This window comes from Mycobacterium sp. IDUB_17 (assembly GCF_055419465.1).
On sequence record NZ_JBVAXS010000010.1, the window covers coordinates 103,403 to 116,290 of the forward strand.

The 12,888-nt window shown below is 66.5% G+C and carries 10 protein-coding genes; 5 read left to right on the forward strand and 5 right to left on the reverse strand.

The window, feature by feature from the left end:
• Positions 1-27: 27 nt before the first annotated feature.
• Positions 28-1,923, forward strand: coding sequence for an ABC transporter ATP-binding protein (locus tag ACZYZ7_RS30840; protein WP_450071038.1), 1,896 nt, complete (start codon positions 28-30; stop codon positions 1,921-1,923).
• Positions 1,920-3,773, forward strand: a complete 1,854-nt coding sequence (locus ACZYZ7_RS30845) for an ABC transporter ATP-binding protein (RefSeq protein ID WP_463742473.1) — start codon at positions 1,920-1,922, stop codon at positions 3,771-3,773. Before ACZYZ7_RS30840 ends, ACZYZ7_RS30845 begins: the two co-directional genes overlap by 4 nt.
• A 12-nt stretch (positions 3,774-3,785) precedes the next feature.
• Here the strand turns inward: ACZYZ7_RS30845 and ACZYZ7_RS30850 are convergent, their stop codons facing one another.
• From ACZYZ7_RS30850 to ACZYZ7_RS30870, 5 genes are all read right to left on the reverse strand, one after another.
• Entirely contained in the window at positions 3,786-4,193 is a 408-nt protein-coding gene (locus ACZYZ7_RS30850; RefSeq protein ID WP_463742474.1) for a FixH family protein, read from the reverse strand.
• A gap of 8 nt (positions 4,194-4,201) precedes the next feature.
• Positions 4,202-5,497: a DUF1254 domain-containing protein gene (locus ACZYZ7_RS30855; protein WP_286174655.1), complete on the reverse strand. Its 1,296-nt coding sequence runs from the start codon at positions 5,495-5,497 to the stop codon at positions 4,202-4,204.
• 30 nt (positions 5,498-5,527) lie between these two features.
• Positions 5,528-6,634 (reverse strand): epoxide hydrolase family protein, encoded by a 1,107-nt coding sequence (locus tag ACZYZ7_RS30860; protein ID WP_135452717.1) that lies wholly within the window; start codon positions 6,632-6,634, stop codon positions 5,528-5,530.
• 32 nt (positions 6,635-6,666) lie between these two features.
• Positions 6,667-7,506, reverse strand: coding sequence for a LuxR C-terminal-related transcriptional regulator (locus ACZYZ7_RS30865; protein ID WP_463742475.1), 840 nt, complete (start codon positions 7,504-7,506; stop codon positions 6,667-6,669).
• Between the two features lie 234 nt (positions 7,507-7,740).
• On the reverse strand, positions 7,741-8,289 hold the full coding sequence (locus ACZYZ7_RS30870) for a TetR/AcrR family transcriptional regulator (RefSeq protein ID WP_463742476.1): 549 nt from the start codon (positions 8,287-8,289) through the stop codon (positions 7,741-7,743).
• A 277-nt stretch (positions 8,290-8,566) separates the two neighbouring features.
• On the opposite strand from ACZYZ7_RS30870, the gene ACZYZ7_RS30875 reads away from it, so the two are divergent.
• From ACZYZ7_RS30875 to ACZYZ7_RS30885, 3 genes are all read left to right on the forward strand, one after another.
• Complete coding sequence (locus ACZYZ7_RS30875) at positions 8,567-8,962, forward strand: DUF6463 family protein (RefSeq protein WP_463742477.1); 396 nt, start codon at positions 8,567-8,569, stop codon at positions 8,960-8,962.
• 182 nt (positions 8,963-9,144) lie between these two features.
• A complete protein-coding gene (locus tag ACZYZ7_RS30880; protein WP_463742478.1) occupies positions 9,145-10,842 on the forward strand; it encodes an AMP-binding protein in 1,698 nt (565 codons plus the stop codon).
• 8 nt (positions 10,843-10,850) lie between these two features.
• Entirely contained in the window at positions 10,851-12,551 is a 1,701-nt protein-coding gene (locus tag ACZYZ7_RS30885; RefSeq protein WP_463742479.1) for an AMP-binding protein, read from the forward strand.
• The last annotated feature ends 337 nt before the right edge of the window (positions 12,552-12,888 follow it).

Below are 12,888 nucleotides of genomic sequence, written 5' to 3' on the forward strand. Positions count from 1 at the left end.
TTTGCCCCTGATGGGAAGATTGATCCAGTGAGTCAACCCGCGATCGCCACATCACCGAAGCGGATCCGGACCAGTTCAGATCTGTGGCGGCTGTTGCCTTATCTGTTGCCGTACCGGGCCCGCTGGATCGTCATGATCGTGGTGGCGGTGGTCAGCCTCGCTGCGACGGTGGCGATTCCGCTGATGACCAAGGCCGTCATCGACGGTCCGGTGCGTCACCAGGATCCGCACGGGTTGTGGGTACTGGGTTCGGCTGCGGTGGCGGTCGGCATTTCCGAGGCGGTGCTGTGGTTTATCAGGCGCTGGATGGTGGCCCGCGCCACCATGGGCGTCGAGGCCGACATCCGCAAGGATCTCTATGCGCGGCTGCAGATCCTGCCGATGAGCTTCCACGGCCGCTGGCAGTCCGGGCAGCTCCTGTCGCGGGTTATGAACGATCTGTCCACGATCCGCCGGTTCCTGTCCTTCGGGTTGGTGTTCCTGATCCTCAACACCCTGCAGATCGTCGTGGTGACGTCGATCCTGCTGGCCATGTACTGGCCGCTGGGTGTGGTGGTGCTGGTGTCGATCGTGCCGATCACGCTGACCGTCCTGCATTTCGAGCGGGAGTACACTCGGTTGTCGCGGCTGGCGCAGGACCAGACCGGCCACGTCGCAACCCATGTCGAGGAGGCCGCGCTCGGGCTGCGGGTGGTCAAGGCGTTCGGCCGCGAGGACTACGTCTTCGACCGGTTCGACGAGCAGGCCACGCAGCTCTACGAGACGCAGTTCGCCAGGGTGAGTGTCTCGGCGAAGTTCTGGACGCTGCTGGAGGTCATCCCCAACCTCACGCTGATCGTGGTGTTGGGGTTCGGTGCGTACGCGGCGGGCCACGGCCACGTCACGATGGGCACCCTGGTCGCCTTCATCACGATGATGCTGTCGCTGGTGTGGCCGATCGCCTCGCTGGGTTTTCTGTTGTCGATGACGCAGGAGTCGTTCACCGCGGCCAACCGCATCGCCGAGATCTTCGATGCGCCCATCGACATCACCGACGGTCCGGTGTCGCAGCCGCCGCGCGGCGGCCGGCTGGAGCTGCGGGATGTGGGCTTCAAGTTTCCCGACGGTGACGAGTGGGCTCTACGCCATGTCAACGCCGTGGTGGAACCGGGACAGACGCTGGCGCTCGTCGGCGCGACCGGGTCGGGTAAATCGGTGCTCGCCGCGTTGTTCTCGCGGTTGTACGACGTCACCGAAGGCCAGATCCTGATCGACGGCCGCGACATCCGCGAGCTGAGCCTGCCCGTGCTGCGGCAGGCCGTGGCCACCGCGTTCGAGGATCCGACGCTGTTCTCGATGTCGGTGGCCGAGAATTTGCGGCTGGGCCGTGCGGATGCCACCGACGAGCAGCTGGGCCAGGCCATCGAGATCGCGGCCGCACAGTTCGTCTACGACCTGCCGTTCGGCCTGGACACCCGGATCGGTGAGCAGGGCATGAGCCTGTCCGGTGGTCAGCGCCAACGCCTTTCGCTGGCCCGTGCGATCCTGGCGGCGCCCAAGATACTGGTGCTCGACGACACGTTGTCGGCGCTGGACGTGCATACCGAAGCCGTTGTGACGGAGGCCCTCGGGCGCGTCCTGCGCGGGGTGACGGGCATCATCGTGGCGCACCGCGCATCGACCGTGCTGTTGGCCGACAAGGTCGCGCTCCTGCAGAACGGAACGATCACCCACATCGGGACACACGCCGAATTGCTGGCACAGGTACCGCAATACCGCTACCTGCTGGCCGCCGATGACCAACTCGATGACGCCTGCGAGCGCAGTTGCGCATGGGAGGACGACGAGGAGTTGGGCCGGTTGCAGCGCGGGCATGCCGAACGGGCGGCCATCGATGAGGTGGGCGGGCCCCCGCATCTTAGTGCGGAGGTGCAGCGCCGATGACCACTACACAGTGGCGTGGCCGCCTGAGCGACGACGAACATGACGACTCCGACAACACCGCCGCCGGCACGTCCACCCTTCCTATCGACGAGAGCGTGCCGCTACGCCGTGAGGCCCGGGCACTGCTCATGTCATTGCTGCGCCCCTACCGGTGGACGGTCGCCGTGCTGGCACTGGTGGTCGTGGTGGAAAACGCTGCCCGGCTGTCGGTTCCGATCCTGGTGCAGCGTGGTATCGACCGCGGCATCCCGCCGATTCTGGAGGGCGGCCCGGCCCGTGAGCTGATGCTCATCGTCGGCACGCTGTGCGCGGTGGTCATCGTGCAGGCGATCAGCCGCATGTTCTTCCTGCGGCGCTCCGGCCGGGTCGGCCAGCGGGTGCTGTTGGAGTTGCGCCGCCGGGTGTTCCGCCATTTCGGCCGGCTCGATGTGGCCTTCCACGACCGGTATACGTCGGGCCGGGTGGTCAGCCGGTCCACCAATGACGTCGAGGCCATCCAGGACATGCTGGAAACCGGTTTCGACAGCCTGATCACCGCGGCGCTGACGTTGTTCGGCACCGCGATCCTGCTGGTGGCGCTCGATTGGCGGCTGGGCCTGATGTGCCTGGCGGCGTTCCCGATCCTGGTCGCCCTGGTGTGGTGGTTCCGCAACGAGTCGGGCAAGACCTACCGGCTGGTGCGGGAAAGTGCGGCGCTGGTGATCGTGCAGTTCGTCGAGACCATGACCGGGATCAAGGCCGTGCAGGCCTACCGGCGCGAGCCGCGCAACCAGGAGATCTTCGACGACGTCGCCGACGGGTACCGGGCGCTCAACGAGAAGACCTTCAAGCTGCTGGCGATCTTCATGCCCGGGGTCAAACTGGTCGGCAACCTCACCACCGGCGCGGTGCTGCTCTACGGCGGCTACCGGGTGCTGCGCGGCGAGATGACCATCGGCACGCTGGCCGCGTTCCTGCTCTACCTGCGGATGTTCTTCGAGCCGATGCAGGAGATCTCGCAGTTCTTCAACACCTTCCAGTCGGCGTCCTCGGCTCTGGAGAAGCTGGCCGGGGTGCTGGCGCTGCAGCCCGCCATCGCCGACCCGGAGGTGCCGGTCACATTGCCTGCCTCCAAGGGCGGCATCGTGTTTCACGACGTGCGGTTCGAGTACGCCCCGGGCCGTCCGGTGTTGCCCGGGCTGGAGCTCTCGGTGCCGGCCGGTCAGACCGTGGCGCTGGTGGGCACCACCGGCGCGGGCAAGACCACCATCGCCAAGCTGATCGCCCGGTTCTATGACCCCACGGCCGGATCGGTGACGCTGGACGGTGTGGATCTGCGCGACCTCGCGCAGGCGGAACTGCGCCGCCACGTCGTGATGGTCACGCAGGAGAACTTCATGTTCGCCGGGACGGTCGCCGACAACATCCGCTTCGGTCGACCGGATGCCACCGATGCGCAGGTGCGGGAGGCCGCCGTCGCGGTCGGTGCAAACCGCTTCATCGAGACATTGCCCGACGGGTATGACACCGATGTCGCCAAGCGCGGTGGCCGGCTGTCAGCCGGGCAGCGGCAGCTGGTGGCGTTCGCCCGGGCATTCCTGGCCGATCCGGCGGTACTGATCCTGGATGAGGCGACGTCGTCACTGGATATTCCGAGCGAGCGAATGGTGCAGCGCGCGTTGGAAACCGTGTTGGCCGACCGCACCGCGCTGGTGATCGCCCACCGGCTCTCCACGGTGCAGATCGCCGACCGGGTACTCGTGCTCGAGCACGGCCGCATTATCGAGGACGGCGCACCGGCCGATCTCATCGGTCGGACCGACGGGGCCTACGCCGCGTTGCACCGCGCCTGGATGGATTCGCTGGCGTGACGGTGCCGGCGCCTACCGCTTGGCGGTGACGTGCAGTACGGCGTCGTAGCTCTGCGGGCCTGAACCGATGCGCACCGTGATGTCCCACTGGCCCGGCGCGGAGAGGTCTATGTCGGCGCGGTAGTCATCGGTGCGCTCTGGCGTGGCCTCGACCGTTGGTGCGGCCAAACCCATCTCCGGCATCCGTGGTTCGAAACGGACCCACTCCGGCGTCGGGGTTTCGCCTGCGCTTCCCAGGATTTCCACGGTCAGTGGCCCGACCCCGACCTTGGGCGGATCACCCTTCAACCGCACCAGGTACGGCCCCGCGGTGGCCTCGGCGGCGATGGGCGGCCGGGGCTGCGGCCACAACAGCCACAGCATGCCGGCGCCCACCGCGACGACGATGACGGCGATGCCCAGCCAGTGCAAGCGGTTCACGGTGCCGGCTAGAGCTTTTCGATGTCGGGCAGTGTCCAGGTCTTGTCGAACAGCGCGGGTTTCGGGCCGTAGAGCCGGAACAGCACTTCGAACCGGCCGTCGGGCTTCGTCGGAATCCAATTGGACTGCTTGCCTTCTGGAGCCCGCGGTCCGAAGTAGATGTCGACGGATCCGTCGGGGTTCGTCACGAGGTCGGGTCGGTGTGAGGAGCGGCTCGCGTGCGGCAGGTCGCGGATCAGTGCGTGGGTCGCCCGGTCGTACACCGTCGCCGACCAGTAGAGCGAGACCGGCGGGTCGGCAGGGACCCGCAGCCGGTAGGTCGCGGCGCCGTCGAATGGCTCGCCGCTGGCATCAGCGATCGTCATGACGTAGAACTGGCCCTGCCCAAGATGTTTGGCGCTGAAATAGATGAACGAGTACAGCAGGCCGCGATCGTCGACGGGGTAGCTGGCGGGGTCGGCGAATCCGGTTTGCATGCCCTGGACCACCTCGGGCGAGGCGGGCACGGCCCAGTGGGTCCCGTCGAAATACGGCGAGGCGAAGAACCGCGGATAGTTGGCGTCGAGCCAGTCGTGTGCTTCGGCGGCGGCCGCATCGAGCACCGACGTGAGCTCAGCGTCGGGGGTGAAGGGCTTGCCCTGCTCGATACCGATCGACTTCAGCACCGAGATCATCACCCGGTCCCGCTGTAGCCACGGCTCGCGCTGGATGAACTGGTGAAGCAGTTCGAAGAACCGGATGTCGTAGGGGATCGTGCTGTCGTACAACGCACCTGATGCGTCGGCGAAGACCGTCGGCTCGGGACCGGACAGCGGATAGACCTTGATGCGCTTGCCGTACTCGGCCGCCGTGGCGACGTCGGCGTCGTCACTCGATGCGACGTTGGACCGCAGCGCCCCGAACCCCGTATAGGTCGCCGACGGCATCGGGATGTAGCCGTCGGGAACCTCACCGTCGAACCCCGGCGGCAGGATCAGGTACTTGCCGCCGGCGCCCTTGTCGACCCCGGCGGGCCCGACGTCTTCGAGCGCTTCCTGCCAACCGTTGTCGACCGACCCGGTGATCGAACCACCTTCTGCGGGTGGGATTTCCAGCACGACCGGGCCGGCCTGGGTGTTGTAGAGCGGGAAGAAGTACAGCGTGTCCGGATTCGGGGTCAGCGTCTGGTTCTTCCAGTCCAGCAGCTTCGACCAGAACACCACCTGGTTGTCGCCCGCGCCGACTCCGGCTGCCGCTTCGCGCAGCAGCTCGAAGTTGACGGCGGGCATACCCCAGATCACAGCCTGCACTGCACGGGAACGCATCAACGGGTCCATGCCCAAGACGCTAGTCCGTCACCGTACGGTGTCGAAGAACGTCTTCACATCTTCGACGAACAATTCCGGCTGTTCGAAGGCGGCGAAGTGTCCGCCGCGCGGCATCGTCGTGTAGTGGGTGACGTTGTAGCCGGTCTCGCACCAACTGCGGGGCGCTCGCAGAATCTCCAGCGGGAACGACGCGATACCGGTCGGCAGGCTGACGTATTCGCCACCGCCCCAGGTGTTGTGGCTCTCCCAATACAACCGGGCCGACGAAGCCGCCGATGCGGTGAGCCAATAGAGCATGACGTTGTCGAGCAATTCATCGCGGTGCACCACATTCTCGGGGTTTCCGTCGCAGTCCATCCATGACCAGAACTTCTCCACGATCCACGCCAGCTGGCCGACGGGGGAGTCCACCAGTCCGTACCCGACGGTCTGTGGCCGGGTGGACTGTTGCTTCATGTAGCCCGAATCCCACTTGCGGTAGTACTCGATCCGGGCGAGGGCCTTCTGCAGGTCCTCGGTCATCTCGCCGATGCCCTCGGCCGGCGGCTGCGCGATCGGCATGTTCACGTGAATGCCGACGCACGAGCCCACGTTGCGGCCGATCTGCGTCGTCACCGCGGCGCCCCAGTCGCCGCCTTGCGCACCGTAGCGGCCGTAGCCCAAGCGGGTCATCAACGTGTCCCAGGCCTGCGCGATCTTCCCGATTCCCCACCCTGTTGCGCTCGGCTTGCCGGAGAACCCGTAGCCGGGCAGCGAGGGACACACCACGTCGAACCCGGCCTCGGTCAGCGGCTCGATCACCTTGTGGAATTCGACGATCGACCCGGGCCAGCCGTGGGTGATCAGCAGTGGGAACGCGTCCTCACGCCCGGATCGCTGGTGGATGAAATGGATGTCCAGGCCGTCGATCTCGGTGGTGAAGTGGTCGAACCGGTTCAGCGCGGCCTCGCGGGCGCGCCAGTCGTACTCGTTGGCCCAGTAGGCCGCCAGATCCTTGGTGTAGTCCAGCGGGATGCCCTGGGTCCAGTCCTCGACGCACTCGGCCTCGGGCCATCGGGTCCGGTTGAGTCGCTGCTTGAGGTCATCGAGATCGGCGTCGGGAATTGCGATGCGGAAGGGGCGGATCTGAGCCATGCCTCCCAATCTGCCAGAGGCAGCTCCAGAGGTCAGGGAATCTGGCGCAGCCGCCGCGCCTTGGAGACCGCCTCGTGACGGTTGCGCGCCCCGAGCTTGGCCGCCGCGCTGCGCAGATAGCTCTTCACGGTTTCCGGCTTCAGTGAAAGCCGTTGGGCTGCCTCGGCATTGGTGCAGCCCAGGGCGACCTGCGCCAGCACGTCGACCTCGCGGACGGTCAAGGGGGCGCTGGCCGGCGGGTCCCCACGTAAGGCGACCGCCAACCGGTCGGCGAGCTCGCGCAACGGCCCGGCCAGATCCGGGGTGTCGGCCGCAAGCCGGCGCAGGTCGGCGTGCACCTCGCGGATCTGTTCGGTGTCGGCCAGTTGGTCGGTGAAGTTGGTCAGCGCGGTCTCGCGCATCCGCATGCGCCGGTCGACCTCGTCGCGGACCCGAAGCTCGTCGCTCAACCGCTGCGCCGAGGCCACCATCGCGGTCGCGGTGCGGTCGCCGATCGGGGCGCTGGTGCGGTGCGCCCCGTACAGCACGGCCCGGGTGGCGCCGTCGACGACGACCGGCACGGCCAGGATCGAGCGGATCCCCTCGGACAGCACCGGCTCGTCGTAGTCGTGGGTGATGGTCGAGGCGCGCCGGTAGTCGGGCACCGAGATGGGACGGCGGGACACCACGCTGGCCCCGCCCAGCCCGGCGCGGGGCAGCACCGCGAGCCCGCGCATGGCGCCGGTGCGGGTGCCGAAGAACTCGCTCAACAGGAGGGTGTCGTCGTGCACCTGCCCACCGAAGGCCAGCGGAAGCCCGGTATCGGTGGCCATGCGGCGCAGCTCGGCGCGTACCGCGTCGGCGTCGCGAGGCCGCAGCAACCAGGGGCGCATCGTACGTACACACTTTCGGGGTAGCGGGCAAGTGTGACGTAGAGCATAACGGTCATGAACGCGAGTAACACGGACGGCTCCAGCGGTGCTCGGGACCAACTGGTCGCCACCATCACGGGCTACCGCAGTGCTGTCGCGGAGTCCGCATGGCCGCAGATCAGGAGGGTCAGTGCCCGGTTCGGGTCTATGGCGGAACTGGTGAGTCTGCTCTGCATGCGGGTTGAGCTTGGCGGTTCAGGCCAGGAGGTATTGGGTGGCCAGGGCGAGGACCTCGGCGCGGCTGTACGCGCTGTGGTCAGCGGAAACCGACTGGTTGGCGATGGCGAGGCAGAGAGCGAGCATGCTGCGTGCCTCGGCATCGCCGGGGTCGGGACAGAAGGAACTGAACAGTGTGCGGAGGTAGTCCATGCGCCGGTTGTCGACGTGACGCAGGCGTTCGGCGACCACTGGGTTCCAGCGCGCCCAGTCGCGGATTGCCAGCTCGACGGGCATCAGTGGAGAGAGTGGGACGCGGGTGCCCAGTAGTCGTACTTTGTCCCGGGCGTCTGTGCCATCGGCCTCGATGCGCGCGATGACCTGGTCTGCGCCTTGCTGCTCCCAGGTGTCCAGCAGCGCCTCCAGGAGCGCCTCCCGGTTCTTGAAGTGCCAGTAGAAGCTACCTCGGGTAACTCCGAGTGCCTTGCCCAGCGCGTCGACGCGGACGGCGTCCGGGCCGCCTGTAGCAAGCGCGCGCAACCCCTCTTCGATCCAGGCTTCACGTGGGGCGCGGGCTGTGGCCGCCATCGTTGTCTCCAGTCTGTGTGATCTGCGACATGGCACCTTGTCGTCGCCGTCTCTTGGAGCCTAGTCTTCATCCATACAGTACACCACTGTATGGATGAAGGAAGGCGAGCGCGATGCGACTCCCGAACGCCGCCCACACCGCCCGCACCTGGCGAATCCACGAGATAGCCCCAGATTTCACCCTCGAGGACATCTGGGAACTGCCAACGGCCGCGGCTGGCAGTCGTCGGTCGGCCGGCCCGCCACTGGCGTCACCCCGACAGGAGCCTGATTTCACATGACCAAATGGGCTGGCCGCATCCTCGCCATCATCGGCGGCGGACACCTGACCCTCGGGCTGTGGTTCAGCCGGGCCTCCTTCGGAGACTGGCTGACGTTGCGGCTGTGGGGCCACTGGCGGGACGACACACCGGCGGCCCATGCCTTCTGGAGCAACCCTGCCGGTTTCGGTCTGCCGTTGCTACTCGTCGGTTTGCTTGTGCTGTGGATGGACCGACGCGGCCTGACCCCGCCCGCCTTCCTTGCCTGGATGGTGTTGGTCTGGGCCATCGTGTGCGCCGCCATCGCTGAGCCGACCCCGGCGCCGCTGCTGGTGGTCGCGTCGGTCCTGCTGTTGTGCGGAATCCGCCGCGCCGCCGCACACGCCCCGGCCCTTCGCCGCACGCCAGGGTGAGCGGCATGACCGCCGGGTCACCTGCCCACCGAAGGCCATCGGAAGCCCGGTATCGGTGGCCATGCGGCGCAGCTCGGCGCGTACCGCGTCGGCGTCGCGAGGCCGCAGCAACCAGGGGCGCATCGTACGTACACACTTTCGGGGGTAGCGGGCGGGCAAGTGTGACGTAGAGCATAACTGTCATGAATGTCGTCGCGAGCAACACGGACCGCTACCGCGGTGCCCGTGACCAGCTGGTTGCCACCATCGCGGACTATCCCCGCGCCGTCGAGGAGTTCGAATGGCCGCAGATCAGCGGCAGCTTCAACTGGGCTGTCGACTGGTTCGACGCCATCGCCAGGGGCAACGACCGCACGGCGCTGTGGATCGTCGAGGAGGACGGTTCGCAGCAGCAGGTGACCTTTGCCGAGATGGCGCAGCGGTCCGACCGCGTCGCGGCCTGGCTGCAGGGGCTCGGCGTGAGCAAGGGCGACCGGGTCCTGTTGATGCTCGGCAATCAGGTCGAGTTGTGGGAGGCCATGCTGGCCATCGCCAAGTTGGGCGCGATCATCATGCCGACGACCGGGGCGCTGGGGCCGGCGGACCTGTCCGATCGCATCGCGCGCGGCGGAGCGCGGTTCGTCATCGTCAACACTGCCGATGCGGTCAAGTTCGCCGAGGTGCCGGGCGACTACATGCGCATCGCGGTGGGCGAGACCCCAGCCGGCTGGCACCGCTACGCCGACGCCTACGAGGTGACACCGCGGCGGTTCGAGGCGTGCACGACGGTCGATGACCCGATGCTCATCTACTTCACCTCCGGCACCACGAGCAAGCCGAAGCTGGTCGAGCATTCCCAGGTGAGCTACCCGGTCGGGCATCTGACCACGATGGCCTGGATCGGCGTCAAACCCGGTGACGTGCACCTGGCGATCAGCTCGCCCGGTTGGGCAAAGCACGCCTGGAGCTGTTTCTTCGCACCGTGGATCGCCGAGGCGACGATCTTCGTCTACAACTACGCGCGCTTCGACGCGGCGGCACTGATGGGCCAGCTGCGGCGGGCCAAGGTCAACACGTTCTGTGCCCCGCCGACGGTCTGGCGCATGCTGATCCAGGCTGACCTGGGCGAGCGGCCCGAGGGATTGCGGGAGATCCTGGGCGCCGGTGAGCCGCTGAACCCGGATGTGATCGCCCAGGTGGAACAGGCTTGGGGGCTGACGATTCGCGACGGGTTCGGCCAGACCGAGACCTCGCTGCTGGTCGGCAACACTCCGGGCCAGCCGGTGAAACCCGGCTCGATGGGCCGTCCGATGCCGGGTGTCCCGGTGGTGCTGGTGGATCCGATCACGTCGACGCCCGCCGTCGAGGGGGAGATCTGCCTGGACCTGGCGGCGCACCCGCGCAACCTGATGACCGGCTATCTCGGTGATCCGCAACGCAATGAGGCCGTGATGGCCGGTGGCTACTACCACACCGGTGACGTCGCCGTCCGTGACGAGGACGGCTACATCACCTACATCGGCCGCACCGACGACGTGTTCAAGTCCAGCGACTACAAAGTGTCGCCGTTCGAGTTGGAGAGCGTGCTGATCGAGCATCCGGCCGTGGTCGAGGCCGCGGTGGTGCCGCAACCCGACGACACCCGGCTGTCCGTGCCCAAGGCATATGTCGCGCTGGCCGATGGCTGGGAAGCCAACGCGGACACGGCGAAAGACGTCATGACCTATGCCCGTGACCATCTCGCGCCCTACCTCAAGGTGCGCCGGGTCGAGTTCTTCGACCTGCCCAAGACCATCTCGGGCAAGATCCGCCGCGTCGAGTTGCGCAAGCGTGAGGACGCGGCTCATGAAGCGGGCGAACCGATTTCCACCGAATACCGATATGAGGATCTAGTGGAATGAGTACGGCGATGAGTTCCTATGACCGTGGCCCCACCGATGTGCCCGTGCTCGAAGAGACCATCGGGGCGAACTTCGAGCGGATGGTGGCGGCCGGGCCGGACGCCGAAGCGCTCGTCGAGGTGGCCACCCGGCGGCGCTGGAGCTATGCAGCGCTCAACGACGAAGTCGACGCGGTGGCGCGGGGGCTCATCGCCCTGGGCGTGCAGAAGGGCGATCGCGTCGGCATCTGGGCGCCCAACTGCGCCGAATGGGTGATGCTTCAGCTCGCGACGGCGAAGACCGGCGCGATCCTGGTCAACATCAACCCGGCGTACCGCACCCACGAACTGGCCTATGTACTCAAGCAATCCGGCATTCGGACCCTGGTGTCGGCCACCGCCTTCAAGTCCTCCGACTATGTGACGATGGTGGCCGAGGTGCAGGCGGAGTGTCCGGCGCTGAAAGACATCATCTTCCTCGGCACCCTGGACTGGGACCGGCTGCACATCGAGCAGGCCGACGAGGAACAATTGCGGGCACGGTTCGGTGAACTGTCCAACACCGATCCGATCAACATCCAATACACCTCGGGGACAACAGGATTCCCCAAGGGCGCGACGCTCAGCCACCGCAACATCCTGAACAACGGGTTCTTCGTCGGCGGGCTGATCAATTTCGACCGCGGCGACCGGGTGTGCATCCCGGTGCCGTTCTACCACTGCTTCGGCATGGTGATGGGCAACCTCGGTGCGCTGACCCACGGTGCGACGATCGTCATCCCAGCACCGGGATTCGATCCCGGCATCACGTTGGCCGCGGTCGAATCCGAGCGGTGCACCGCGCTGTACGGGGTGCCGACGATGTTCATCGCGATGCTCGGGCATCCCGACTTCGCCCAATTCGACCTGTCCTCACTGCGGACCGGGATCATGGCGGGCTCGGTGTGCCCGGTCGAGGTGATGAAGCGCGTGGTGGCCGACATGCACATGGCCGAGGTGGCGATCTGTTACGGCATGACCGAGACGTCACCGGTGTCGTGCCAGACGCTGGTCGACGACGATCTGGAGCGTCGTACCGCCACCATCGGGCGGGCCCATCCGCACATCGAGGTCAAGATCGTGGACCCGGACACCGGCGCGACGGTCGAGCGCGGGCAGTCCGGTGAGTTCTGCACCCGCGGTTACTCGGTCATGCTCGGCTATTGGGATGAGCCGGTGAAAACCGCGGAGGCCATCGACGCCGAGGGTTGGATGCACACCGGGGACCTGGCGGTGATGCGCGAGGACGGCTACTGCACGGTCGTCGGCCGCATCAAGGACATGGTGATCCGCGGCGGTGAGAACGTCTATCCCCGTGAGATCGAGGAGTTCCTCTACACCCATCCCGACATCGACGACGCCCAGGTGATCGGCGTGCCCGACGCCAAGTACGGCGAGGAGGTCTGCGCCTGGGTCCGGATGAAACCCGGCCGTGCGCCGCTGGACACCGAGTCGCTGCGGGCATTCGCCGCCGGGAAGCTGGCGCACTACAAGATCCCGCGCTACGTGCTTGTCGTGGACGAGTTCCCGATGACGGTGACGGGCAAGATCCGGAAAGTCGACATGCGTGACGAGAGCGTCAAGTTGCTTGGGCTTGGCCCCGGTCCTGCCGGCGGGTGGGCGCCGACGAACGACGATCCCCGTCCATCGTCGCCCGACGTAGCCACAAGTGACCCGGACCAACCTCTGTAATGCGGCACCGACCTGCGACGTTTGCCCGGCGGTCAGGGGCGGCGGAAACGTCTCGATGGCCCGGGATTCCGCGGTGACCACGCGATTTGACTCATTTGTTAGCACTCGCGTAACTTATTGCAGGTCAGAGCGACACGGACAAGCGCCGGGGAGCGAAGACGGAATCCGAGAGAGACACCCATTACGGTGGGTCTTCTCACTGTCCGTGGTAGAGTTCAGCGGCTTTTAGCCGCGGGGTTTCTGTGCGGCAAACTCGGGCGTGTTGTTTGAGAACTCAATAGTGTGTTTGGTGGTTTTTGTTTGTTGTTTTTTGGCCACGCTCTTTTTCCCGTTTAGG

What these genes read in the sequence shown, in the direction of transcription:
- ACZYZ7_RS30855 (WP_286174655.1), bottom strand. Translation starts at nt 5,497, where the DNA reads ATGCGTTCCCGTGCAGTGCAGGCTGTGATCTGGGGTATGCCCGCCGTC.
- ACZYZ7_RS30880 (WP_463742478.1), top strand. Translation starts at nt 9,145, where the DNA reads ATGAATGTCGTCGCGAGCAACACGGACCGCTACCGCGGTGCCCGTGAC.
- ACZYZ7_RS30870 (WP_463742476.1), bottom strand. Translation starts at nt 8,289, where the DNA reads ATGGCGGCCACAGCCCGCGCCCCACGTGAAGCCTGGATCGAAGAGGGG.
- ACZYZ7_RS30875 (WP_463742477.1), top strand. Translation starts at nt 8,567, where the DNA reads ATGACCAAATGGGCTGGCCGCATCCTCGCCATCATCGGCGGCGGACAC.
- ACZYZ7_RS30860 (WP_135452717.1), bottom strand. Translation starts at nt 6,634, where the DNA reads ATGGCTCAGATCCGCCCCTTCCGCATCGCAATTCCCGACGCCGATCTC.
- ACZYZ7_RS30885 (WP_463742479.1), top strand. Translation starts at nt 10,851, where the DNA reads ATGAGTTCCTATGACCGTGGCCCCACCGATGTGCCCGTGCTCGAAGAG.
- ACZYZ7_RS30865 (WP_463742475.1), bottom strand. Translation starts at nt 7,506, where the DNA reads ATGCGCCCCTGGTTGCTGCGGCCTCGCGACGCCGACGCGGTACGCGCC.
- ACZYZ7_RS30845 (WP_463742473.1), top strand. Translation starts at nt 1,920, where the DNA reads ATGACCACTACACAGTGGCGTGGCCGCCTGAGCGACGACGAACATGAC.